At 61.8% G+C, this 21,881-nt stretch carries 25 protein-coding genes; 9 read left to right on the top strand and 16 right to left on the bottom strand.

The genetic code is table 11. The features are described 5' to 3' along the window. Nucleotides 1-19: 19 nt before the first annotated feature. Genes FAA86_RS12490 through FAA86_RS12480 form a run of 3 tightly spaced genes read right to left on the bottom strand, consistent with a single transcriptional unit; the run spans nt 20 to nt 2,670 of the window. The gene (locus FAA86_RS12490; protein WP_136541027.1) at nt 20-1,402 is read right to left on the bottom strand and encodes an ATP-binding protein; all 1,383 of its coding nucleotides are present in this window, start codon (nt 1,400-1,402) and stop codon (nt 20-22) included. A gap of 40 nt (nt 1,403-1,442) precedes the next feature. After that, complete coding sequence (locus FAA86_RS12485) at nt 1,443-2,159, bottom strand: response regulator (RefSeq protein ID WP_113458758.1); 717 nt, start codon at nt 2,157-2,159, stop codon at nt 1,443-1,445. Next, entirely contained in the window at nt 2,146-2,670 is a 525-nt protein-coding gene (locus FAA86_RS12480; RefSeq protein WP_113458759.1) for a MarR family winged helix-turn-helix transcriptional regulator, read from the bottom strand. The genes FAA86_RS12485 and FAA86_RS12480 overlap by 14 nt, the downstream gene beginning before the upstream one ends. Before the next feature lie 310 nt (nt 2,671-2,980). On the opposite strand from FAA86_RS12480, the gene FAA86_RS24600 reads away from it, so the two are divergent. After that, entirely contained in the window at nt 2,981-3,145 is a 165-nt protein-coding gene (locus FAA86_RS24600) for a hypothetical protein (RefSeq protein ID WP_167494964.1), read from the top strand. A gap of 86 nt (nt 3,146-3,231) precedes the next feature. Beyond that, nucleotides 3,232-3,876 (top strand): MBL fold metallo-hydrolase, encoded by a 645-nt coding sequence (locus FAA86_RS12475; protein WP_136541025.1) that lies wholly within the window; start codon nt 3,232-3,234, stop codon nt 3,874-3,876. A gap of 56 nt (nt 3,877-3,932) precedes the next feature. On the opposite strand, the gene FAA86_RS12470 is transcribed toward FAA86_RS12475, so the two are convergent. The 5 genes from FAA86_RS12470 to FAA86_RS12450 form a co-directional block, all read right to left on the bottom strand. Continuing rightward, nucleotides 3,933-4,391: a BA14K family protein gene (locus FAA86_RS12470; protein ID WP_113458761.1), complete on the bottom strand. Its 459-nt coding sequence runs from the start codon at nt 4,389-4,391 to the stop codon at nt 3,933-3,935. A 155-nt stretch (nt 4,392-4,546) separates the two neighbouring features. After that, nucleotides 4,547-4,762 (bottom strand): cold-shock protein, encoded by a 216-nt coding sequence (locus tag FAA86_RS12465; protein WP_006725577.1) that lies wholly within the window; start codon nt 4,760-4,762, stop codon nt 4,547-4,549. A 540-nt stretch (nt 4,763-5,302) separates the two neighbouring features. Next, on the bottom strand, nt 5,303-6,445 hold the full coding sequence (locus FAA86_RS12460; RefSeq protein ID WP_136541023.1) for a PQQ-dependent sugar dehydrogenase: 1,143 nt from the start codon (nt 6,443-6,445) through the stop codon (nt 5,303-5,305). 121 nt (nt 6,446-6,566) lie between these two features. Next, nucleotides 6,567-7,853, bottom strand: coding sequence for an NAD(P)/FAD-dependent oxidoreductase (locus FAA86_RS12455; protein ID WP_136541021.1), 1,287 nt, complete (start codon nt 7,851-7,853; stop codon nt 6,567-6,569). Between the two features lie 65 nt (nt 7,854-7,918). After that, nucleotides 7,919-8,482, bottom strand: coding sequence for a hypothetical protein (locus tag FAA86_RS12450; protein WP_136541019.1), 564 nt, complete (start codon nt 8,480-8,482; stop codon nt 7,919-7,921). A 99-nt stretch (nt 8,483-8,581) separates the two neighbouring features. Between FAA86_RS12450 and FAA86_RS12445 the strand changes: the two genes are divergently transcribed. The 3 genes from FAA86_RS12445 to FAA86_RS12435 all read left to right on the top strand — a co-directional run bounded on the left by FAA86_RS12445 (nt 8,582) and on the right by FAA86_RS12435 (nt 10,562). Next, nucleotides 8,582-9,784 (top strand): pyridoxal phosphate-dependent aminotransferase, encoded by a 1,203-nt coding sequence (locus FAA86_RS12445; RefSeq protein WP_136541017.1) that lies wholly within the window; start codon nt 8,582-8,584, stop codon nt 9,782-9,784. A 104-nt stretch (nt 9,785-9,888) separates the two neighbouring features. Continuing rightward, nucleotides 9,889-10,173 (top strand): type II toxin-antitoxin system Phd/YefM family antitoxin, encoded by a 285-nt coding sequence (locus FAA86_RS12440; RefSeq protein ID WP_136541015.1) that lies wholly within the window; start codon nt 9,889-9,891, stop codon nt 10,171-10,173. Beyond that, complete coding sequence (locus FAA86_RS12435) at nt 10,173-10,562, top strand: type II toxin-antitoxin system VapC family toxin (RefSeq protein WP_136541013.1); 390 nt, start codon at nt 10,173-10,175, stop codon at nt 10,560-10,562. Before FAA86_RS12440 ends, FAA86_RS12435 begins: the two co-directional genes overlap by 1 nt. Before the next feature lie 29 nt (nt 10,563-10,591). Here FAA86_RS12435 and FAA86_RS12430 read toward each other — a convergent pair whose 3' ends face one another. The 3 genes from FAA86_RS12430 to FAA86_RS12420 all read right to left on the bottom strand — a co-directional run bounded on the left by FAA86_RS12430 (nt 10,592) and on the right by FAA86_RS12420 (nt 14,511). Then, the gene (locus tag FAA86_RS12430) at nt 10,592-11,818 is read right to left on the bottom strand and encodes a PQQ-dependent sugar dehydrogenase (protein ID WP_136541011.1); all 1,227 of its coding nucleotides are present in this window, start codon (nt 11,816-11,818) and stop codon (nt 10,592-10,594) included. 165 nt (nt 11,819-11,983) lie between these two features. Next, nucleotides 11,984-13,189: an OpgC family protein gene (locus FAA86_RS12425; protein ID WP_136541009.1), complete on the bottom strand. Its 1,206-nt coding sequence runs from the start codon at nt 13,187-13,189 to the stop codon at nt 11,984-11,986. A 191-nt stretch (nt 13,190-13,380) separates the two neighbouring features. Next, nucleotides 13,381-14,511, bottom strand: coding sequence for a calcium:cation antiporter (locus tag FAA86_RS12420; RefSeq protein ID WP_136541007.1), 1,131 nt, complete (start codon nt 14,509-14,511; stop codon nt 13,381-13,383). 129 nt (nt 14,512-14,640) lie between these two features. Here FAA86_RS12420 and FAA86_RS12415 point away from each other — a divergent pair, with 129 nt between their 5' ends. Continuing rightward, nucleotides 14,641-14,910, top strand: coding sequence for a DUF2188 domain-containing protein (locus FAA86_RS12415; protein WP_113458770.1), 270 nt, complete (start codon nt 14,641-14,643; stop codon nt 14,908-14,910). 14 nt (nt 14,911-14,924) lie between these two features. Here the strand turns inward: FAA86_RS12415 and FAA86_RS12410 are convergent, their stop codons facing one another. Beyond that, nucleotides 14,925-15,893, bottom strand: coding sequence for a LysR family transcriptional regulator (locus FAA86_RS12410; RefSeq protein WP_136541005.1), 969 nt, complete (start codon nt 15,891-15,893; stop codon nt 14,925-14,927). 92 nt (nt 15,894-15,985) lie between these two features. Between FAA86_RS12410 and FAA86_RS12405 the strand changes: the two genes are divergently transcribed. Together FAA86_RS12405 and FAA86_RS12400 are read left to right on the top strand one after the other, a co-directional pair. Next, nucleotides 15,986-17,020, top strand: a complete 1,035-nt coding sequence (locus FAA86_RS12405) for an NAD-dependent epimerase/dehydratase family protein (protein WP_136541003.1) — start codon at nt 15,986-15,988, stop codon at nt 17,018-17,020. Further along, nucleotides 17,017-17,400: a DUF6220 domain-containing protein gene (locus tag FAA86_RS12400; RefSeq protein WP_136541001.1), complete on the top strand. Its 384-nt coding sequence runs from the start codon at nt 17,017-17,019 to the stop codon at nt 17,398-17,400. Before FAA86_RS12405 ends, FAA86_RS12400 begins: the two co-directional genes overlap by 4 nt. Nucleotides 17,401-17,463: 63 nt before the next feature. On the opposite strand, the gene FAA86_RS12395 is transcribed toward FAA86_RS12400, so the two are convergent. The 4 genes from FAA86_RS12395 to trxB form a co-directional block, all read right to left on the bottom strand. Further along, entirely contained in the window at nt 17,464-18,564 is a 1,101-nt protein-coding gene (locus FAA86_RS12395) for an alkene reductase (RefSeq protein ID WP_136540999.1), read from the bottom strand. Between the two features lie 59 nt (nt 18,565-18,623). After that, nucleotides 18,624-18,917: an ArsR/SmtB family transcription factor gene (locus tag FAA86_RS12390; RefSeq protein ID WP_113458775.1), complete on the bottom strand. Its 294-nt coding sequence runs from the start codon at nt 18,915-18,917 to the stop codon at nt 18,624-18,626. 361 nt (nt 18,918-19,278) lie between these two features. After that, nucleotides 19,279-20,175 carry a LysR family transcriptional regulator VtlR gene (locus FAA86_RS12385; RefSeq protein WP_136540997.1) on the bottom strand — a complete coding sequence of 299 codons (897 nt, stop codon included), beginning with the start codon at nt 20,173-20,175 and terminating at the stop codon, nt 19,279-19,281. A gap of 20 nt (nt 20,176-20,195) precedes the next feature. After that, nucleotides 20,196-21,173, bottom strand: a complete 978-nt coding sequence (gene trxB / locus FAA86_RS12380) for a thioredoxin-disulfide reductase (RefSeq protein ID WP_136540995.1) — start codon at nt 21,171-21,173, stop codon at nt 20,196-20,198. A 237-nt stretch (nt 21,174-21,410) separates the two neighbouring features. On the opposite strand from trxB, the gene FAA86_RS12375 reads away from it, so the two are divergent. After that, the gene (locus tag FAA86_RS12375; RefSeq protein WP_136540993.1) at nt 21,411-21,878 is read left to right on the top strand and encodes an Lrp/AsnC family transcriptional regulator; all 468 of its coding nucleotides are present in this window, start codon (nt 21,411-21,413) and stop codon (nt 21,876-21,878) included. The last annotated feature ends 3 nt before the right edge of the window (nt 21,879-21,881 follow it).

Raw genomic sequence — 21,881 nt, 5'->3', positions numbered from 1 at the left:
ATTCTTTTCAAGGCTTGCGCTAGACCGGCACACGAATGGTCGCGCGCAGACCGCCCAGCGGGCTGTCTTCCAGGGTGACGTTTCCGCCGTGGCTGCGGGCAATGTCGCGGGCAATCGCAAGGCCCAAGCCGGTTCCGGATGCGTCGAGATTTCGGGCCTCGTCCAGTCGGTAGAAGGGCTTGAAGACGTCGTCGCGCGATTCCTTCGGGATGCCCGGGCCATCGTCATCGAAGGTGATCAGCAGCCATTTGGCGCCATGGCGGACATCGACGTCGAGCCGATGGGCATAGCGTCGCGCATTCGAGGCGAGGTTCGTCACCAGGCGCGTGAAGGCATTCGGCCGGACGGAGACGAGCGGATCCCCGTCGAGCGTCCAGTTGAGGGTGCGGTCATGCAGGGTGAAATCCACTTTGACCCGCTCCAGAAGGTCTGCGAGATCGAGCTTGCCGACATCTTCCTCGACCTCACCCTTGGCGAAGTCGAGATAGCCTTCCAGCATGCTCTGCATGTCGTCGACGTCCTGATTGAGGCTGTCGATTTCCGGTCCGTCACCGGCAAGGGCGAGCTGGAGCCGGAAGCGCGTCAGGATGGTGCGCAGGTCGTGGCTGACGCCCGCCAGCATCGCCGTCCTCTGCTCGATCTGGCGCTCGATGCGCTCTCGCATCAGAATGAAGGCGAGGCCGGCGCGGCGGACCTCGTCGGCACCGCGCGGGGAAAAGCCTTCCGGTGGACGCTGGCCCTTGCCGAAACTCTCTGCAGCATTGGCGAGAGCGAGGATCGGTCGGATCTGGCCGCGCAGGAAGAGGATCGAGATAACGATCAGAACGAGAGCGGTGGAGACCATCCAGACCAGGAAGATGTGCGTGTTGGAGGCGTAGGCCGCGTTGCGGGGAGCAAAGATCCTGAGGGTCTGGTCACCAACCACGATCCGGACCTCGACGAGACGGGATTCGCCGACCGCATCGATCCAGAATGGGCGCCGGATCCGTGTGGCGATCTCGTCCGAGAGGATCTGGTCGAGGATGGAGAAGAAGGGACGGGGGCGGGGTCTCGGAAGTTCGGTGCCGGGTTCCAGCGAGACGATCAGGTTCAGCTGGTTGGCTGCGATGTCGACGATGTTGGCGAAGTCTTCCTCGGCCGGATAGCGCTCCAGAAGTTCGATGACAGCGGCGATGTCGCGGGTGACGGCTTCCGACAGGCGCTCGGTGACCAACTGCCAGTGGCGCTCCATGAAGACAAAGGCGACGACCGTCTGGAGGATCAGCATCGGCAGGAGGATGATGAGCAGCGAGCGCGCGTAAAGGCCCGTCGGCAGGCGATGGCGCAGCCAGCGCGACAACCCCTTCAGCCCGGTGGCCGGACTGCGGTCCTGATCCCGGCGGATCTGATCGAACAGCGTCATGTCATCTTCCTCGACGCATGCCGCGCCGTTGCCGAAGCTTTCAGTCCATGCTCAGACGATAGCCGATGCCGCGCACGGTCTGAAGCCAGACGGGATTGGCCGGATCGTCCTCGATCTTGCGCCGCAAACGGTTGATCTGAACGTCGATGGTGCGCTCTCCGACCTCGGCGTCGTTGCCGACGAGTTCATGACGCGGGATCGTATCGCCGGCGCGGGTGGCGAAGAGATACATGATGTCCTGTTCGCGGTCGGTGAGGCGGATCACTTCGGCGCCCTTTCGCAGCTCCTTGCGCAGGACGGAGAAGGTGTAGGGACCGAACATGACCTGCTCGATCTTCGGCGCGTCCGGGTTCATGTTGCGCTTCAGGATGTTGTTGATCCTCAGCACCAGTTCGCGCGGGTCGAAGGGTTTTGCGAGATAGTCATCGGCGCCGGCTTCGAGGCCCGCGATACGGCTGTCGGCTTCCGAGCGTGCCGTCAGCAAGATGATCGGCACACGCTTCTCGTCGGAGAGGCTCTGGGTGAGCGACAGCCCTGATTCACCCGGCATCATCACATCGAGGACGAGGAGGTCGAAGCTCAGGCCCTCCAGCTTGCGGCGCGCTTCGGCAGCGTCCGCCGCGACCGTGACGCGGAAACCCTTTTCCGTCAGGAAGCGGTGCAGGAGGTCGCGGATGCGGGTGTCGTCATCGACCACGAGGAGGTGCGGGGCGTCATCGGTGAGTTCGATCTTCTTCGACACGTCAGTCCACTCCATCCGTCTCAAGGGGCTGCGTCACGGTCTGCTTCTGCATGCCTTCGAGGAAACGTCGGACCGTTGCGCGCTCGTCCGATGTCATGCCGTCCATGGCATGCGCGATCCGGCGGGACTGCGGTTCGGAGAGGGCGAGCGACAACTCCCGGCCGGCTAGTGTCGGATAGAGGCGGCGCTGGCGGCGATCGGCGGGGCCGGCCATCTGCCGGATATAGCCGCTGTCGATCAATTCCTTCAAAACGCGGGCGAGGCTCTGCTTGGTGATCTGCAGGATCGAGAGGAGATCGGCGACCGTCATGCCGGGGCGTCGGCTGACAAAATGCACGACCCGATGATGGGCGCGGCCATAGCCGAGCTTGGCGAGGATGGCGTCGGGATCGGATACGAAATCACGATAGGCGAAGAAGAGGCTTTCGATGGTTTCGAAATCGATCGACTTGTCATCGACCACCGGCAGGTCCGGCAAGGTCTTCTTGGCAGTCTTCGTCGCAGACTGTCGGGCCACGCTCGTCATTCCTTTCCTCCGGCGCAAGCGAGCGTCTCATCTGCCGCCGCCGGTTCCTTCACTCATCTCTGAGGGCCAATGCTTCCCCCAAGGGCGGTCCGCTCTGCGGGCTGCCGTTGATCCTCGCCTCAGTGGCGGGACATGCCGGCAAAACTATGCGCAAGTGTAGCAAATTTCCAACAAATTTACGCAAATCGCACAGGTTAGGCGGTCATGAGGAAACCTCTTTCCAGGATCGTCGTTACCTCACCGATGATCAAACACAAGCCCCGGACAAGCCGCTTCGGTGAGGCTCGCCGAAGGAGAGAGGATTCGTGCCATGTCGGACCGCAATAGCGCTGCACAGATTTCTGAACCATCCAGCCTGCGCCCTGTCGCCATCCTGGTGTTTACCGCCAAGGTGATGGTCGCGAGCTTTCTCGTCGCCCAGGCCTCGCTGCTGCCGGCATCGCCGGTCTCGCAGGTCTATGGTCTCTCCCGCTGACATCTTCCAACATCGGCCTTCGGCTTTCCTCTGCCAGCCGCGCCGTGGTAAGGCGCTGGTCGTGAACGACAGAAGGAAGCCAGCCGATGGGCCAGATACAAGCGGGCATCATCCCCGTTACCCCGTTCCAGCAGAATTGCACGATCCTGTTCGATGACGAGACGCGCGAAGGCGTGATCGTCGATCCGGGCGGCGACGTCGACGTCATCCTGCAGGTGATTGCGGAGAACAAGCTGACGCTGAAGGCGATCTGGCTGACCCATGGTCATCTCGATCATGCGGGTGGCGCGGCCGAGCTCAAGGAAAAGACGGGTCTTACGATCATCGGGCCGCACAAGGACGATCTGCCGCTTCTGCAAAGGATCGAGACACAGGCCGCGAGCTACGGCATCAGCGGTTTGCGCAGCGTCGAGCCCGACCAGTGGCTGGAAGACGGCGACAAGGTCAGTTTCGGTGACCACGTTTTCGAAGTCTATCACTGCCCGGGCCATGCGCCGGGTCACGTCATCTATTTCCATCGCGGCCAGAAGTTCGCCCACCTCGGCGACGTCCTGTTTGCCGGCTCGGTCGGACGCACCGACCTGCCGGGCGGCGATCATCAGACCCTGATGAATTCGATCCGCGACAAGGTGCTGCCGCTTGGGGATGATGTCGGCTTCATCTGCGGCCACGGGCCCGGCAGCCGGATCGGCGACGAGCGCCGGAGCAACCCCTTCATCCAGGGTCTCTGAACAAAAAAAGCGCCGAGGAACCGGCGCTTTTTTTCGTTGCGGTCTTACAGTCGCGATCAGCCCGCGGTGCAGAAATGGGTGCGGCCGTCGTAACCGACGAAGGTGCCGGTGCGCGGATTGAAGCTGCGATAGCGCTCAGCGCAGTAGTCATACCAGGCGCCGGTCCAAGGCTCGATGCCGTAGGACTGAACCACGGGGCGGGGCTGCTGGTAGACCGGGCGCGGACGATAGGTGTGGCGCGGGGGCGGCGGCGGGTAGTCGTCCACGTAATAGCCGGGCTCGTCATAGACCGAAACCGGCCGATCGACGTAGACGCGGCGCTGCGGCGGCGGGCTCGCGAGTGCGGAACCGACGATGACGCCGGTCGCAAGCCCGATCACGCCGAGCGCCAGGGCGTCGTCACCACGGTGGTGATGGCGATAATAGCGGTCGCCGGCTTCAGCCTGCGTTGCTGCGGCCATCGGCGTCAGGGTGACTGCTGCCGCGAGAAGAGCGTGTTGCGCGAATTTCATCATGACGTCGTTCCTCGACCTTGCCGAATTCAGGAGCCGGTGCTGGCGGTTCGGGCCACCGGCGATGATGGCAATCTATAAGGCCGTGCCTGAACGCAGGCTGAACGAAAAAACCCGGCATGAATGCCGGGCCGCAATTCGTAGAAATCCGATTGATATCAGCCGGAGATCTGCAGGTTTACGGCCTTAGGGCCCTTGCCACGGCGATCGGGTTCGGTGTCGAAGCTGACCTTCTGGTTTTCGGTCAGACCCGACAGGCCCGATGCCTGAACGGCGGAGATGTGGACGAAGATGTCCGCGCCGCCATTGTCGGGCTTGATGAAGCCAAAGCCCTTGTCGGTATTGAAGAATTTTACAGTGCCAGTCTCGGCCATGCGTCAGGTCCTTTTCTCTCTGCCCGTATTCGGCGGGGCAGCATTGCAATGTACCCGCAAGCGGGTGAGCGACAGGCATTTGTCGATATTGGAGGAAAGGGGCCCTGTTACCGCAGACTAACTCCAGACGATGTTACCATCCCCTCAAGTCTGACTGCCCGGGGTTGTTATAGCGTCCCCGGCGCGCACTACTTTATAGGTCTTCCCATGCTCGCAAAATTGCCCGAACACCGGAAGAGTGCTTGGTTTGTCGGAAATTGGCAAGCGAAAGTTTTAACACTCTCGGAGGCGAGAGTCCTTTGTTTTCAGTGCGCGCAGGCTGATTCGCACCCGGCGCAAGGTCTCTTGGCGCCATTTTGGCGAAAATTTGCATCGCTTGCGATGGAGATTGGGTCAATTGCCGCTGTCTACACGGAAAATTGCGGATGAAAATTTTTCGTGTTGGGCCGCGCGATTATCTGCCCGATAGGCACGTGGCCTCAGTCTTTACCCCTCAAAAAGCGCAGGGTCCGCGTCAACTGCAGGCGTCGGTTCGGTGCTTCAGCTCTCGCCGCCTCGCGTGATGCGCAGCAACTGCCCGTCTTCCTCATCGGTCACGAGCAGGATCGATCCGTCAGGCGCGACCTTCACGTCGCGGATGCGGCCATACTCACCCTGCAGCATTCGCTCCTCGGTACCGATGGTCCCGTCTTCGCCGCGCTCGATACGCGCGACGAGTTGATACTTCAGGGCCGCGACGAAGAAATCACCATCCCATTCGGGGAACATGGCGCCGCGGTAGATGGCAAGGGCTCCCGGTGCGATCGATGGATCCCAGTAGTGGAGAGGTTGTTCATAGCCATCGGCGGTCTGGCCGATGCCGATCTCGGCGCCGGAATAGTGCTTGCCATAGGAAATGACCGGCCAACCGTAATTGGCGCCGGCTTCGGGCGCGTTGATCTCGTCACCGCCGCGGGCACCGTGTTCAACCGTGAAAAGCCGGTTGTCGGCAGGGTCGATCGCGATGCCCTGCGGATTGCGGTGACCGCTCGACCAGACCTCCGGCAATGGCTGGCCTGGAGGGTTCTTCGCTGACGGCGTGCCGTCTGTATTGATGCGCATGATCTTGCCCGCGTGATCAGCCGGGTCCTGCGCCCGGTCGCCATCACCCCGGTCGCCGATGCCGAAGAAGAGGCTGCCGTCGGCGGCGATCGCGATGCGCGAACCGAAATGTTGACCGGCCGGCGTCAGCTTGTTCATGAGAAAGATCCGCTTGACGTCTTCCAGGCGTCGTTCGTTCTGGCTGAGGCGTGCGGAGAAGACAGCGGTCCCTTGTCCGCCCTGGCCGGGCACTGCTGCGGTGAAATAGAGCCGGCGCGTCTCGGCGAAATCGGGTGCGAGCGCGATGTCGAGCAGACCGCCCTGGCCGACGGCTGCAATCCGGGGCAGGCCGCCCAGGGGACGTCCGACCACGCCTTCGCGGATGATGCGCATGCGCCCGGGGCGCTCGGTGACGATATAGCCGCCATCGGGCAGGACCTCGACCGACCAGGGGTGTTCGAGACCCTCGGCGATGGTGGTGACATTCAGCGTGACGTCACCAGCGCGGTGTTCGTCCGTCTGTTGTGCTGAGACCGGCCAGGCGAGCGATAGCGCGAGGAGGGGCGTGGTGACCCATGCAGTCTTGATCGACAGGTTCGGCATCGGCTTTCCTCGCTCCATCACGTTGTCCGCGCTCAAAAATGGGAGCGGATGCGTCGGCGGCAAGGCGAAGCGAGGCAAGACGGCGCTTCTTGACGAAATTTTGAAGAAGCGCCGCCGTTCTTCAGCTGTCGAAGTTGACCGCCTTCAGCTTGTCGATGCCGAGCGCCTGCAGCGCGAGCTTCTCGTAAAAGGGCTCGGACTTGCCGAGTTTGACCTTGTAGAGAAAGTATTTTTCGAAGCCGATCTTGGCGGCGTGGACCCATTTGCCCTGAGACGACCAATTGACATTGCGTGGCGGCAGCTGCGGCTGGGCCACGAAGGCAATCCCGCCATCGCCGAAGTCGGCGAGGCAGACCGCATTCCAGGTGCCCTGGGCATTGGCTTCTTTACCGGCGATCAAATTGGCGATGTTGTGGGCGGTGGCGGTCACCATGGATTCAATCATGAAGCCTGTCTTGGGAACGCCGACCGGGACCGGCGTCTTGCCCATCGGCGGGATCGCAACGCAGACACCGACGGAGAAGATATTGGGGAATGTCGGGTTCTGCTGGTGCTTGTCGACGATCACGAAGCCTCGCGGGTTGGTCAGGCCATCGATCCCCTTGATGGCCTCGACGCCGCGAAAGGCGGGCAGCATCATCGTGTAGGCGGAGGGGATCTCGTGGGTTGTCTTGACGCTGCCGTCCTCGTTGATCTCTTCGGCGACGACCTTGTCTGCTTCGAAGCGGTTCACGCGGGCATTCGTCACCCATTTGATATGTTTGGAGCGGAGCGCACTTTCGAGCAGGCCCTTGGTGTCGCCGACACCGTCTAGCCCCAGATGGCCGATATAGGGTTCAGACGTGACGAAGGTCATCGGGACGCGGTCGCGGATCCTCGCATCTCGGAGAGCCTTGTCGAGGATGAAGGCGAATTCATAGGCCGGCCCGAAGCAGGAGGCGCCCTGGACGGCACCGATCACCACGGGACCAGGTTTGGCGACGAGCCTGTCGAAGGCTTCCTTTGCCGCGAGCGCATGATCTATGTGGCAAACGGACTGGGTGTGGTGATGCGGGCCGAAACCTTCGATTTCGTCGAAGGCGAGATCGGGCCCCGTGGCGATGACGAGGTAGTCGTAGTCGAGGGAACTGCCATCGGTCATCTCGACCCGGTTTTCACCCGGATGCACGCGTGTGGCGCCTTGGCTGTGCAGGGTGACGTTTCGTTTGGCGCAGGCGGGTCTCAGATCGACCTCGATCTCTTCGCGTCCCCGCCAGCCGACGGCCACCCAGGGGTTGGACGGCACGAAAGAGTAGGTCGCTCCCTTGCTCAGGAGATGGATCTCGACGTCGCGGCCGAGGCGATCTCTCAATTCATAGGCCATGATCGTGCCGCCGAGGCCGGCACCCAGGACTGCAATGCGTTTCATAACGGTTCCTCCCATCATCTGGGAGGCATTATCTACGAAAATACGTAGATATCAACTATACTATTTTATAGGTCGTTATGCGGTCGTGCGCGCTGCACGACTTCCTGCCAATTGCGCTTCCACAGCGCGAAGCCGCCGATGGCCATGACCGTGAAGCAGACGAAGAGAAGGACGATCAAAAGGTGACGCTCGCTCTGCGGCAGCGGGAAGTTCTGCACCTGTGCTGCCGTTACGTCGACGATCCGCGCGGGGGAGGCAGGCACGATGCTCGAGGTCGTCAGCTGATCCGCCTGAGCCATTGGGGTGACCGTGCTGGCCGCTACAATTTGCGGAGCAGAGGACGAGGCGGCACCGGGGCTGCCGAACATGAAGAGCGCCAAAGCTAAGCCGCTGACCGCGCCCATCCATGCGAGCGAGCGGTTCCGACGGGAAGGGGGCGGAAAATCATCAAAATCATAATCCACTTGAGTCACCCAGGTCTTGTTGACTGCACCGCATGAAACCCTGCGATCGCGTCCGCAGAGCGACGAAAATGTGGCAGTGCCTGTGCCGAATTGTGATTTCGACGGTTGGCCGGAATTATCGCCTTCTGCCGCATTGGTATGGTGACGCAAAACTCTCGAATGCACGGTGCTTTCTGCTTGAAAGGCGGAGCCTCTTTCGCCATAGAGCTTGGACCTGAGGCCCCCGGAGCGGGGTCGATGTTCAATCAGCTCAGGACCTGCACAATGGCTTTCCTTGCCGACGCCCTTTCCCGCATCAAGCCTTCCGCGACCATTGCCGTCACGCAGATGGCCCGGGAGCTCAAAGCGCAGGGGAAAGACGTCATTTCGCTCTCCGTCGGCGAACCCGATTTCGACACGCCGCAGAATATCAAGGATGCAGCCGTCGCCGCGATTGCCCGTGGCGAGACGAAATACACGCCCGTTGCCGGCATTCCCGAGCTGCGCAAGGCGATCGCCGACAAGTTCAAGCGCGAGAACGGGCTCGACTACAAGCCCGAGCAGGTGATTGTCGGCACCGGCGGAAAGCAGATTCTTTTCAACGCCTTCATGGCGACGATCAACCCGGGAGATGAAGTCGTCATCCCGGCTCCATTCTGGGTTTCCTATCCGGAAATGATCGCGCTCTGCGGTGGCACGCCAGTCTTCGTCGAAACCACGATCGAGAACAATTTCAAGCTGACGGCCGAGCAGCTGGACAAGGCGATCACGCCGAAGACCAAGTGGTTCATGTTCAACTCGCCGTCCAACCCGTCGGGTGCCGCCTATAGCAAGGAAGAGCTGAAGGCGCTGACCGACGTACTCTTGAAGCATCCGCATGTCTGGGTGCTGACCGACGACATGTACGAGCATCTCGTCTTCGGCGACTTCGTCTATTACACGCCGGCGCAGGTCGAGCCGAAGCTCTATGACCGCACACTGACCATGAACGGCGTCTCCAAGGCCTATGCGATGACCGGATGGCGTATCGGCTATGCCGCCGGCCCGCTGCCGCTGATCAAGGCCATGGACATGATCCAGGGCCAGCAGACTTCGGGCGCGTGCTCTGTTGCCCAGTGGGCCGCTGTCGAGGCGCTGAATGGTCCGCAGGACTTCATCGCGGAATCGAAGAAGGCCTTCGAAGAACGTCGCGACCTCGTGGTCTCAATGCTGAACCAGGCTTCCGGCATTGTCTGCCCGAAGCCGGAAGGTGCCTTCTACGTCTATCCCTCCTGCGCTGCCCTGATCGGCAAGACCGCGCCGTCGGGCAAGGTCATTGAGACGGACGAAGATTTCGTTATGGAACTGCTGGCGACCGAAGGTGTCGCCACCGTTCACGGCTCGTCCTTCGGTCTCGGTCCGAACTTCCGCGTGTCCTACGCAACGTCCAACGCCAAGCTGGAAGAGGCCTGCAGCCGTATCCAGCGCTTCTGCGCATCGCTGAAGTAAGCCCCGAGCTTTTAAGGTTCTCGGAAGGGCTCGCCGAACGGCGGGCCCTTTTCGCATTTTCGGATTTGTTGAGACCGATGCGCCGCCGTGTTATCTTTCCCTGCATGAAGACTGTCAGTCTGCAGGAAGCCACACGCGATCTGGATGCCCTCGCCCGTGCGGTCGAGCAGGGTGAGGTCGTGACTGTGACGCGCGACGGCAAGCCGGTTCTGGATCTGGTGCCGCATGCGGGGGCGGGCGAGGGAGAGAAGCAGAAGAAGGGTGGGGTCGATTGGGAGGCCATGCAGGCCCACCTCCGGTCGATCGGTATCGAGGACGCCGTCCCCTATATTGCAGAGGACTTCGATGATCCTCTTCCTGAAGACTTTCTCCTCAGGCCGCTTCCCTAGTGCCGCGTCTGCTGCTGGATACTCATATTCTGCTCGCCCTATTAAGGCGCGATTTCGAGCTCCAGTACCCGGCTATTAGCAATTACTTCCGCCTCGGTGAATTTGCTGGGTTCGTAAGCGTCGCCACGCTTTGGGAAATTGCAATCAAAAGCAGGCTAGGTAAGCTGGAGGTCGGTGTGTCGCTGTCGGATATGCCAGCCAACGTCAGGTCGGGTGGCCTTGAGATCCTGGATATTCAGGTCGCGCACGTCCTGCATAGCCTCCATCCCGAGCCACCCACGCGCGATCCGTTTGATCGACTTCTGCTCGCGCAATGTCATGTGGAAGGGCTGAAGCTCGTCACGGTGGATCGTGCCCTGGTCGATCATCCCCTGGCATTCCGCCCCTGACTGAACGAGCCAGGGGCGGGATGTGGTGATCAAGCCTTGGTCAGCTTGATGATCGTCGAATTGCCGCCGCCGCGCTGCTCGGTGACGGCGTAGACTGCGCCATCGGGACCGACCTTCACGTCGCGGATCCGTGCATCGAGGTTGATGCGTTCCTCGAACTTGACGCGGTCGTTTTCCATGTGAAGGACGACGACGCCCTGGCTGACCAGACCGCCGACGAGGAAGGCGCCCTGCCATTCAGGGATGGCATCGGCGTCGTAATAGGCCATGCCGGAGGGGGCAATCACGGGGTCCCAGTAATAGACGGGCTGCTCCGTGTCGGCCATCTGGGTGATGCCGTCGCCGACTTCCTCACCGCTATATTCGACACCATAGGTGACTTCCGGCCAGCCGTAGTTCTTGCCCGCCTGCGGCAGGTTCAACTCGTCACCGCCCTTGGGGCCATGTTCGACCGTCCATAGACGGCCCTGGCCGTCGATGGTGGCGGACTGGAGGTTGCGGTGGCCGAGCGACCAGATCTCCGGCTGGGCACCGTCTTCACCGGCGAACGGGTTGCCTTCCAGGGCTTCGCCCGTCTGGCTGATGCGGAAGATCTTGCCAAGGCCGCTCTGCAGGTCCTGTGCCTGAACGCGCGGTTCGGCGTCGGAGCGCTCGCCGACAGTCACGTAAAGCTCGCCTTCCGGGCCGAAGGCGAGGCGGGAGCCGAAGTGCTTGTTGCCGTCATAGGTCGGCATCTGCCGGAAGATCACACTGACGTCTTCGAGGGAGCCGCCGCCCTGATCGTCGATGACAAGGCGTGCGCTGGCAACGGATGTGCCGTTGCCGTCGTCACGCGGCTCGGCGAAGGAGAAGAAGATCCGGCCCGAGCTCTCGTAATCGGGCGCGAGCGCCACGTCGAGAAGACCGCCCTGGCCGTTGCTGAAGACTTCGGGGACATTGGCGATCTCGGGGCCTGCTTCACCATCCGTGCCGATGATATGCATGGCGCCCTGCTTGGCCGTGACCAGCATGCGGCCATCGGGCAGGAACTCCATCGACCAGAGATGCGGCAGGCCCTCTGCAACGACCTCTGTCTTGATCTCCACGGGTTCGGCCGGCTGCGGCGCCCGGGTCTGGCCAGCAAAGGCCGGCTCCTGGCTGGGCGCATTGGGGGCCTGCGTCTCTACCGGGTTGCCAGCGTCCTGAGCGAAGGCGGGCAGGCCGGCGAGCGTGACGCTCAGCATGGTGCCGGCGAGAATGTGGGGCAAGCGGTTCATCAATTCCTCCTGGTCTAATGGTTGGACCCGATCAACGCGTGATGTGGTTCAAAGCTCCCGCATCGGCAGTGTCTGCGCGATCAAGATTGCTTTATCCGTCAGTGAGGAGTCGGAGGATCCCAAGCAGAAGAGCGGGCCAATAAGCCCGCTCCCCTTCGTTTATTCTCAAGCCGGTGACTTCACCCAGCTCCCCAGATAGGGCGTGTTGGCGAAGATCTTTTCGCGGTCTCGCCACAGAGCCGGCACTGCAAGGAGGCCGAGAGCGCCGATGGTGATGATGGTCTTGGTCAGCTGCGACAGTTCCGGCGTGCGGGCGTCGAGGTAGTAGACCATGTAGACGATCAGCACGTGCCAGACATAGATCTGCAGCGAATGGCGGCCCAGCAGCTGCAGGAAGTTCAGCGTGAAGAGGCTGGTCAGGGTCGAGGCGATCTTCTGGATGACAGGGCTTTCATGCCGTGGACCGGCAATCAGGATCCAGGCGAGGCCATAGGCGACAGCTGCGAAATTGATCAGGTAGACGGGGCCGAAATCGGCACGAACTTCCATCAGACCGAATTTCTCCAGCACGAAGCCCGGCATGAAGCCATGGGCGGTTGCGACGCGCAGCGGCAGGAAGAAGAGGGTGACGGCGAGCGCGGTCCAGGCAAGCGTCGTGCGCTTCGGGTCGAAGACCTTCTGCCACTCGATCTTCTTCATCGAGGTCAAGGTCCCCGCAATGATGCCTGAGAAGAAGACGATCTGCCAGCCCAGCAGATTGAAGGAGACGCGCAGCCCTTCCTGATCCGGAGCGCCGGCGAGCCAGGCATCGACGGGATAGGTGATGATGCGGTGCAGGCCAAGCTGGGCGGCGAGCCAGATCAGCAGCGAGCCGATGGCAACACCAAGCCACTGGCCGCGCAGGCAGAGCCAGATGACGACCGGGGCAAACACCATGTAGGCGATGTATTGCGGCAGGATATCCATGAAGGTCGGCTGGACAAGGAAGGTCGCGATAGGTGCGAGCGAGCTTGGATCGAGCAGGCTGACATCACCCAGCCAGTTCTTCCAGCCGGCGACTGCGCCCGGCAGGATGAGCTGCAGCACCAGGACCACCAGAACGATGGCCATGGCATAGCGGTAGAGTTCGAGCGCGCGCGACCAGATGCGGTCACGGCCAACGGCATAGCCGTCCTTCATCATCTTGCGGCTGTAGACCATGCCCGTCAGCAGGCCGGAAAGGAAGACGAAGCCTTGCGCGTCCTCGACGAAGGCGAGGTTGCGGTGGTTGATTTCAACGAGCCAAAGGCCCCCCGTGAACACCAGGTGGTTGATCAGCATGAAGACGAGGAAATAGCCTCGCATGCCGTCGATCACATCTAATCTCTTCACGTTCGACTCCCGAGTTGGCCCCCCGGTGACCCGCGGCGGCGATCATCATCCGCATCATGTTGAGAATGCGGCGGGAGGCCCAATGGGGGCCGATCCGTGCGGGAGGAACGGAGGTTTTCCTCAAAAGTTCCGCGACCCCATGCTCACGGCTGCGTGCGTCAATGTCGCAGGCGGCCGCGAGTCGCGGACGGCTAGAGACCGAGAAAGGCGAGCATGATGAAGGTGGCGAAGAGCACGAAATGGGTCATGCCTTCGATGGCATTGGTCTCGCCGTCGTTCAAATTGATCGCGGCGGCGACCAAGGTGATGGCAACCATGGTCGTCTGGACCGGGGTCATCGCCATGACGAAGGGCTGGCCCGTATAGAGGGCGATCGCTTCCATGACGGGCACGGTCAGAATGACCGTCGAAAGCGATGCGCCCATGGCGATGTTGACCACGGCCTGCATGCGGTTCCTGAGCGCGGCGCGCAAGGCAGTCAGGATTTCCGGCGCCGCAGAGATGCTGGCGACCAGGATGGCGGTCAAGGCCACCGGGGCACCCGTTCCTTCAAGCCCTGCGTCCATCAGAACCGACATGACCTCGGCCAGCACGCCAATGAGCACGACGCCGAACAGAATGACGCCGATCGAGAAGAGCGTGGAATCGTTCCCGTGCTTCTCGGCTTTCGCCTGCGGCTCAGCCGTCGGCACAGATTGCGGTGCCTTCTGTGCGGACTGGTCCGGCAGGCGGCTGGGATAGCTATAGGAGAAGAAGTAGCTGTGCGTGCCCACCTGCATGCGCAGGAAAAGGGCGTAGAGGGCGATCATCGCTCCGATCGTGAAGACGGAGTAGTACTGCCACCGGTCGCGGGGGATGAATTCGGGCACGATCATCGAGATCCCCATGGCGGTCAGGATCATCACGCCATAGGTCTTGCCGCTGTCGTCGTTATAGGGCTGTTCGCCATGCTTCAGTCCGCCGAGCAGTGCCGCGAGACCGAGGATGCCGTTGATGTCGAGCATGACGGCCGAATAGATCGTGTCCCGCACCAGGGTGGGGGAAGCGCCATTGTTCATCATGATCGCGAGGATCAGCACCTCGACCGCGACTGCCGAGAGGGTCAGGATCATGGTGCCATAGGGATCGCCGACCTTGTGGGCGAGGAGTTCGGCGTGATGGGCAACGCGCATGGAGCCGACAACGATGGCCGCGATCAGGCCGGCAGCCCCGATCAGCGAAGCGATCTGCCCAGCCTCCAGAACCATGTGTTCCAGGCCGAGGGCCAGGATGGCTGCAATGATCGGAATGAGAAGAAGTCTCTCTTGCCTGATACGGGACACCTGCTTCTCCTTGTTCTGACCAGATTTTCGTAACGGCAGGGAGGGCAGTGCTGTTCCATCGCGACCCTTGCAGGTTTGCACCCCGCCGCTTTTGATGGAATACTCGCAGCAGCCTAGGAGGAGAAGGCCATGGTGAAGATCATCTACGAGATTGTTCCTCATGATGGCGGTTGGGCCTATCGGCTCGGCGGCGTCTATTCGGAGGCGTTCCCGACCCATGACCAGGCCCTGGAAGCCGCGCGTATCGTGATGCAGGAGCAACAGGTCGGCGACGAGCCGGTGACCATCAGCTATCAGGACGAAAGCGGCCGCTGGCGCGAGGAGTATAGCGACGGCGGCGATCGGCCGGAGGTCGAGATCATCGACAGCTTCGCAGATGATGACAGGCCCCAAGCTTGAGGCCGGCAAAAAACTCAATCCGCAGAGTCGGTTGTCGGCGCGTCTTCACGTTCTGATTCCAGCGTGTCGCGCTGCGGTCTTGTCGCCGAGGGAAGCCGCACCCATTCGCTCAGGCCAGTCACCAGGGCATCAAAGGTTGCGCGAAAGCGGGGGACGGTTTTCAAGGTCTCGTGGAAGACGACGAAGGTCTCGAGCGCGATATCCAGCGAGCCGGGAAGGACTTCGATCAGATCCGGGTCGCGTGCTGCGAAGGCATGCTGACACATTCCGATGCCGATGCCAGAGCGGATGGCGGCGAGCTGCACCAGATTGCTGTCGGCGCGAAAATCAAAGCCGATGCCTTTGAGATCGGGCCGGCGCTTCAAGATCTCCCTGATATAGGCAAGTTGCCGGTCGAAGCCGATCAGCCGGTGGTCGGCCAATTCTCCCAGGGAGCCAGGCGTGCCGTGGCGGGCGAGGTAGCTGCGGTGGGCGTGGAAGCCGAGGGTGATTTTCCCGATGCGTCGGCTGACCAGCGCAGACTGGCTCGGCGCCACCATGCGGATCGCGATGTCGGCCTCCTGCTGCAGGAGGTCCTCGACAGCGTCCGAGGCCGAGAGTTCGATCTCAAGCCCCGGATGCTCCTCCTGCAGCCCCGCCAGGATGGGCGGAAGGACCTCGACCGCGATCACCTCGCTGGCGCTAATCCGCACGGTGCCACGCACATCTTCCATGTCGCCCGAGGCAATGCGTTCAAGCGCTGCCGACATCGCGGACATGCTCCGCACATGTCCTTTCATCGCGAGCGCCTTCTCGGTTGGAAGCAGCCCCTGGGGCGTGCGCAGGAAAAGCGGCGCGCCGAAGGCCCGCTCCAGTGCTTCTACATGCCGGCCGGCCGTCGGCTGCGTCAGCCCGAGGTCGCGAGCAGCCGCAGACAGAGAGCCCGTTTCGAGGACGGCGAGGAAGGTTCTGTAGTGGTCCCAGCTGATCTGATCGATGGTCATACATTTATGTATATCTATTCTGCACCTTCTGGCAATTTCGCATGCTTGAGGTCCGTGGGAAGCTGTTTCCAGTTCACAGATTGGAGACGACCATGACAGACATTTCGCAGATCTCGTTACAGCCACCCCTCGCGCTGGTTTTGGGTGCCACCGGCGGCGTGGGCGGCGCACTCGCCAAGGCTTTGCTCAAGCGCGGCTACCGCGTGCGGGCCATACACCGTCGCCCCAAGCCGCAGTCATCCACGCATCCCGCGTATGAATGGGTGGGTGGTGATGCCATGTGCGCCGCGGACGTTCTTGCTGCGGCTCAAGGCGCGAGCGTCATCGTGCATGCCGTCAATCCGCCCGGCTACCAGAACTGGGGCGAGCTTGTGCTGCCGATGATCGACAACACGATCGCTGCCGCGAAAGTCGTCGGTGCGCGCATCCTGATGCCGGGCACGATCTACAATTTCGGCCCAGAGACTTTCCCGCTGCTTTCGGAGGACAGCCCGCAGCGGCCGCAGACGGTCAAGGGGCGGATCCGCGTCGAACTCGAGCACCGGCTGGAGCAGGCAGCCGACGAGGGTGTGCCCGTCATTATCCTGAGGGCAGGGGACTTTTTCGGGCCCGATGCCGGCAACAACTGGTTCGCCCAGGCCATGGTGCAACCCGGCAAGCCTGTGCGTTTTGTCCTCAATCCCGGGCGACGGGGCGTCGGTCATGCCTGGGCCTATCTACCCGATGTGGCCGAGACCTTCATGCGTCTGCTCGACACTGCGCACGCCTTGCCACGCTTTGCGCGCTTTCACATGAACGGCTTCTTCGACCATGATGGCGTCCGGATGGCTGAGGGCATCGGCCGGGCAGTCGGACGCCCTGAGATCTTTACGCTCGGCTTTCCCTGGACGCTTGCCGGTCTTGCGCGCCCCTTCGTGCCGTTTCTCAAGGAGTTGCATGAGATGCGCTATCTGTGGCGGGAGACAATCCGGCTCGACAATAGCCGCCTCGTGGCGTTTCTCGGGGAGGAACCGCATACCCCAATCGATATTGCGGTACAGACGACACTGAGAAGCCTTGGTTGCCTGTCGGGCCATTCGGCTGCCGCTGCGGAGCCCGTCCCGCTTTCGCAAGGAGTCAGCCGATGAACAATACTGTGGTTGCCACAAGAGGTTGGCTGGTCCTGTTCAGGGGGCTGGTGTGGCTCATCATCAGCGGTATCGCGCTGCAGTTCTTTTTGGCGGGGCTGATCGTTTTCGGCGGGGGCGTCGGCTGGGAGGCGCATGCTGCCACGGGCGGAGCCCTTGCGCTGCCGATCCTGCTCGCCTTCGCCATCTCCTTCCAGGGCGCGCTTCTGCCCTATCGCCGGTTCGCGTCCTTGTTGCTGGCGGGATATCTGCTGCAGGTGATGCTGGCGGCTCTTGCAGACGCGCTGCCCTTGCTCGGGGCTCTGCATCCGGTGAACGGCCTTGCCATGGCTACCGTGGCGTTCCTGCTCGCCAGCCGGCTTGCTCGCGCCTGGGGGTGAGTTGCGAGGCGGACGAAGAAAAGGGCCCCCGTTTCCGGGAGCCCTTGATGGTATCAGGATGTATCAGGCCAGGGCCGGATAGGTCGTGTAGCCTTCCGCACCGCCGCCATAAAGCGTGGCCTGGTCGAGCGGATTGAGGGCTGCATCTTCCTTCAAGCGACGGACGAGGTCGGGGTTGGCGATGAAGGGGCGGCCGAAAGCGACGAGATCGGCATAGCCGCTCTCGACGGCCTCGATCGCGGATGCGCGGTTGTAGCCGTTATTGGCAATCCATGCACCCTTGCCGCCGGCATCGCGGTAGGCCGCCTTCAGCGCCTTCCAGTCGAAGGGCAGGACGTCACGCGGGCCGCCGGTTGCGCCTTCGATGACGTGCACGAAGGCCAGGTCGTATTTCGCCAGCGCTTCGACGAGAGCGGTATAGATGGCCTTCGGATCCGGATCGGAGACATCATTTGCCGGCGTGGTCGGGGAGATGCGGATGCCGGTCTTTTCGGCGCCGATTTCCTTGGTGACGGCCTCGACGACTTCCAGCGTCAGGCGGATGCGGTTTTCGATCGAGCCGCCATACTCATCCGTGCGCTGATTGCTGTTCGAGCGCATGAACTGCTCAAGCAAATAGCCATTGGCTGCGTGGATCTCGACGCCGTCGAAACCGGCATCCACCGCGGCACGGGCAGCCTTGCGATAGTCTTCCAGCAGAGCGGGGATTTCTGCGGTTTCAAGGGCGCGCGGTTCCGACGTCTCGACGAAGCCGCCGGAGCCATCTGCATTCAGCACATAGGTCTTGGACTTCGCCGCGATTGCGGAGGGAGCGACGGGTGCGCCACCCTCAGGCTGCAGGCTCGTATGCGAGATGCGGCCGACATGCCAGAGCTGGGTCACGATCTTGCCGCCGGCTGCGTGGACGGCATCCGTGACCTTCTTCCAGCCGTCGATAGCTTCGGATTTGTAGAGACCGGGAACGTCGGCATAACCCTGCGCCTGATGCGTGATGGCCGTGCCTTCGCTGATGATCAGGCCGGCCGTCGCGCGCTGGCGATAGTACTCGACATTGAGATCGTTCGGCACGGCGCCCGGAGAGCGGTTGCGCGTCAGGGGCGCCATGGCGATACGGTTGGAAAGGGAGATGCTGCCGACGGATGTCGGTTCAAAAAGCTTGGACATGAAACCTCTCGGGAGTTTCCAATGATGGGAAGGTTCATTGGGAACTCCGATGTGGGGCTTCAGAGTGTTCCGTTCAAGGTCTTCACGAACTCTGCAATGGCATCTTCGTTGCGGCGATAGAGCACACGCTGGCCGACTCGCTTGGAGCTGATGAGGCCGGCGCGCTGCAGGGTGGCGAGATGGGCGGAGACGGCAGACTGGGACAGACCGGAGCGCTCGAACTGACCCGCACTGATGCCTTCGACTGCCTCTTCCTTCGGGACCCCGAAAAACTCCATGGGGTTTTTGAGCCAGATCAGCATTTCCATGCGTGCCGGGTGTGCCAGCGCCTTCATCACGTCCTCCAGGAACATGTCCCCTCCAATATGAACTGCGAATCCAAATAAGCCGATCGATCCCTGTCACCATGCTCGTGAGCGCACGGCTTCAGTTCCGCCAGCCACTGGAACGCCAGGCGGGAGGTATTGTTCCAACGAAATAACAAAAAAAGAGGGCCACCGGAAAACCAGGGCCCTTTGAATTGTGAAGGTCAAAAACCTCCAGAGGGGAACAGCTGCTGCGGTGGAACTGGGAGGAAAAAGCCACCATGTGCATCAGCTGTGTGCGATATGGTGGTTTTTTGTGCAGTGAACAATGCTTTTTTATGCATGTCAGGCATGCGCAGGCCGCAGGTCTGTGTGCGGCACAGACAAAAAAGGCAGCGCGAGGCTGCCTTCAGAAATTCCAGTTGCGGGCCTTGGCGACGATGAAGTCCCTGAATGCCTTGAGCTTCGCGGCATTCTTGATCTCGTCGGGATAGCAGAAATAGGTGTCGAAGGAGGGGACGTCGGCGCTGGTGACGAGCTGCAGCAGGCCGGGATCGCGGCCGACGATGTAATCGGGCAGCATTGCGATGCCGATGCCGAGAAGGCAGGCGCGTTTGATCGAGGTCAGGCTGTTGATCTGCAGGTGCGGGACGCGCGGATTGTCGGAGGAGCGTCCTGCGACTTCCAGCCAGTTCACATCGAGCAGGTAGTTGGGCGCCGGCTCGCCGAAGGTGATGATCTTGTGGTTGTCGAGATCTTCGATCGACTGGGGTTCGCCATAGCGGTTGATGTAGGACGGTGCCGCATAGACATGCATATGCACCGTGAACAGCTTGCGCTGGATCAGGTCCGACTGCTGCGGCTGGCGCAGGCGGATGGCGCAATCGGCATGGCGCATGTTCACGTCCAGCTCCTCGTTGTCGAGGATCAGCTGGATCGACATGTCGGGATAGAGCTGCAGGAATTCCTGCACCTTGTCGGTGAGCCAGCCCTGGCCAAGGCCGACGGTCGTGGTGACGCGCAGCTTGCCGGAAGGCTTTTCCGTCGTTTCCGTCAGCTGCATCTTGACGGTCTGCAACTTCAGAAGAACGTCGTGGGCGGTGCGATAGAGCAGTTCGCCCTGTTCGGTCAGGATCAGGCCGCGGGCATGGCGGTGGAAGAGCTTGACGCCGATGTCCTGCTCCAGCGAGGAGACCTGGCGGCTGATGGCCGACTGGGACAGGTGCAGCTTGTCGGCGGCATGGGTAAAGGACCCAGCTTCTGCAGCCGCATGAAAAATGCGCAGTTTGTCCCAGTCCAGCGGCATGCCGGCCCCCCTCATGGCGCTTACTCCGCGGCTTGCTGTGTCTCGACGGGCAGGGCGGACAGGAAGCGCTCGGCCTCGAGTGCTGCCATGCAGCCCATGCCGGCAGCGGTGATCGCCTGGCGATAGACATCGTCGGTGACGTCACCGGCCGCGAAGATGCCGGGCACGTCCGTGGCGGTGGAATCCGGCGCAGTCCAGAGATAGCCGTTGGACTTCAGCTTCAGCTTGTCCTTGAAGAGCTCGACGGCCGGCGCGTGGCCGATCGCGACGAAGACGCCATCGATCGGCATCTCCGTGACGGCGCCTGTCAATGCGTCCTTCAGCTTCACGCCCGAGACCGATGGCGGCATCGGGGGCTTGGCCGGTGTGCCGGTGATTTCCTCGACCGTGGTGTTCCACAGGACGCGGATGTTCTCCTTGGCGAAGAGGCGCTCCTGCAGGATCTTTTCCGAGCGGAAACTGTCACGGCGATGAACGACGGTGACGGACTTGCAGATATGCGAGAGATAGAGCGCTTCCTCGACGGCGGAATTGCCACCGCCGACAACGATGACATCCTTGTTGCGATAGAAGAAGCCATCGCAGGTGGCGCAGGCCGAGACGCCGAAGCCCTGGAAATGCTGCTCGCTTTCGATGCCGAGCCATTTCGCCTTGGCGCCGGTGCAGATGATCAGCGTGTCCGCCGTCCAGACCTGACCGCTGTCGGTCTTCACCGTGAAGGGACGATGTCTGGTGTCGACTTCCGTCACGAGATCGCTGACGATCTCCGTGCCGACATGGATGGCCTGGTTCAGCATCTGCTCCATCAGCCAGGGGCCCTGGATCGGATCGGCGAAGCCCGGGTAGTTCTCCACATCCGTGGTGATCATCAGCTGTCCGCCCTGTTCCATGCCGGCGATCAGGACCGGCTTCAGCATGGCGCGGGCGGCATAGATGGCAGCGGTGTAACCGGCGGGGCCGGAGCCGATGATCAATACCTTCGTGTGGCGGGCAGTCATGACGCTTCCTTTCAACGCGCGGTCCTTGTCTTCGACCGGGGCCTCGATATGGGGCTCACCCTTTGGTCGCGCAACTGGCGACCATTTAGGATCGAAGCGGAGCCCAGATCAAGGCATGGGCCTGCATTAGCAACAGAGCTTTGCTTCGACGCGCAATAATTGTGCGTGATCGCGGAGGATTCTTGCCAATTTTATCCGTTGGAGTAGATAACGGACACATCTTCAAAAGGAGCGACCGTGCTCAAGCTAGAACTCGACGCCATCGACCTGCGCATTCTCAAGGAATTGCAGCGGGACGGGCGGATGACCAATGTGGAACTCTCCGAACGCGTCGGCATTTCCGCGCCGCCCTGCCTGCGGCGCGTCCGCAAGCTGGAAGAGGCCGGCGTGATCGAAAGCTATCACGCCGTCCTCAATGCCAGCCGCCTCGGCTACGACCTCGTCGCCTTCTGCATGGTCGGCCTCAAGCACCAGTCGGAGGCCAACCTCAAAGCCTTCGCCGCCGCCACCGACAGCTGGCCGATCGTGCGCCAGGCGTGGATGGTCAACGGCGACAGCGATTTCCTGCTGCATTGCGTCGCCGAGAACCTCACCCGCTTCCAGGACTTCGTCATCGAAGTGCTGACTGCGAACGAGCATGTCGATACGGTGAGGACCATGCTGACGATTAAGCAGGTGAAGAAGGTGGGGCTGGTGGAGATATGAGCG

This window comes from Rhizobium rosettiformans W3, from assembly GCF_004912135.1.
GTDB lineage: Bacteria > Pseudomonadota > Alphaproteobacteria > Rhizobiales > Rhizobiaceae > Allorhizobium > Allorhizobium rosettiformans.
The sequence above is the reverse complement of the archived record's forward strand: the minus strand, read 5'-3'. Positions and strand labels throughout refer to the sequence as shown.

What these genes read in the sequence shown, in the direction of transcription:
- FAA86_RS12385 (WP_136540997.1), bottom strand. Translation starts at nt 20,175, where the DNA reads ATGCCGCTGGACTGGGACAAACTGCGCATTTTTCATGCGGCTGCAGAA.
- FAA86_RS12470 (WP_113458761.1), bottom strand. Translation starts at nt 4,391, where the DNA reads ATGATGAAATTCGCGCAACACGCTCTTCTCGCGGCAGCAGTCACCCTG.
- trxB (WP_136540995.1), bottom strand. Translation starts at nt 21,173, where the DNA reads ATGACTGCCCGCCACACGAAGGTATTGATCATCGGCTCCGGCCCCGCC.
- FAA86_RS12395 (WP_136540999.1), bottom strand. Translation starts at nt 18,564, where the DNA reads ATGTCCAAGCTTTTTGAACCGACATCCGTCGGCAGCATCTCCCTTTCC.
- FAA86_RS12440 (WP_136541015.1), top strand. Translation starts at nt 9,889, where the DNA reads ATGAAGACTGTCAGTCTGCAGGAAGCCACACGCGATCTGGATGCCCTC.
- FAA86_RS12455 (WP_136541021.1), bottom strand. Translation starts at nt 7,853, where the DNA reads ATGAAACGCATTGCAGTCCTGGGTGCCGGCCTCGGCGGCACGATCATG.
- FAA86_RS12430 (WP_136541011.1), bottom strand. Translation starts at nt 11,818, where the DNA reads ATGAACCGCTTGCCCCACATTCTCGCCGGCACCATGCTGAGCGTCACG.
- FAA86_RS12390 (WP_113458775.1), bottom strand. Translation starts at nt 18,917, where the DNA reads ATGTTCCTGGAGGACGTGATGAAGGCGCTGGCACACCCGGCACGCATG.
- FAA86_RS12400 (WP_136541001.1), top strand. Translation starts at nt 17,017, where the DNA reads ATGAACAATACTGTGGTTGCCACAAGAGGTTGGCTGGTCCTGTTCAGG.
- FAA86_RS12485 (WP_113458758.1), bottom strand. Translation starts at nt 2,159, where the DNA reads ATGGAGTGGACTGACGTGTCGAAGAAGATCGAACTCACCGATGACGCC.
- FAA86_RS12465 (WP_006725577.1), bottom strand. Translation starts at nt 4,762, where the DNA reads ATGGCCGAGACTGGCACTGTAAAATTCTTCAATACCGACAAGGGCTTT.
- FAA86_RS12480 (WP_113458759.1), bottom strand. Translation starts at nt 2,670, where the DNA reads ATGACGAGCGTGGCCCGACAGTCTGCGACGAAGACTGCCAAGAAGACC.
- FAA86_RS12475 (WP_136541025.1), top strand. Translation starts at nt 3,232, where the DNA reads ATGGGCCAGATACAAGCGGGCATCATCCCCGTTACCCCGTTCCAGCAG.
- FAA86_RS12490 (WP_136541027.1), bottom strand. Translation starts at nt 1,402, where the DNA reads ATGACGCTGTTCGATCAGATCCGCCGGGATCAGGACCGCAGTCCGGCC.
- FAA86_RS12410 (WP_136541005.1), bottom strand. Translation starts at nt 15,893, where the DNA reads ATGACCATCGATCAGATCAGCTGGGACCACTACAGAACCTTCCTCGCC.
- FAA86_RS12445 (WP_136541017.1), top strand. Translation starts at nt 8,582, where the DNA reads ATGGCTTTCCTTGCCGACGCCCTTTCCCGCATCAAGCCTTCCGCGACC.
- FAA86_RS12405 (WP_136541003.1), top strand. Translation starts at nt 15,986, where the DNA reads ATGACAGACATTTCGCAGATCTCGTTACAGCCACCCCTCGCGCTGGTT.
- FAA86_RS12415 (WP_113458770.1), top strand. Translation starts at nt 14,641, where the DNA reads ATGGTGAAGATCATCTACGAGATTGTTCCTCATGATGGCGGTTGGGCC.
- FAA86_RS12460 (WP_136541023.1), bottom strand. Translation starts at nt 6,445, where the DNA reads ATGCCGAACCTGTCGATCAAGACTGCATGGGTCACCACGCCCCTCCTC.
- FAA86_RS24600 (WP_167494964.1), top strand. Translation starts at nt 2,981, where the DNA reads ATGTCGGACCGCAATAGCGCTGCACAGATTTCTGAACCATCCAGCCTG.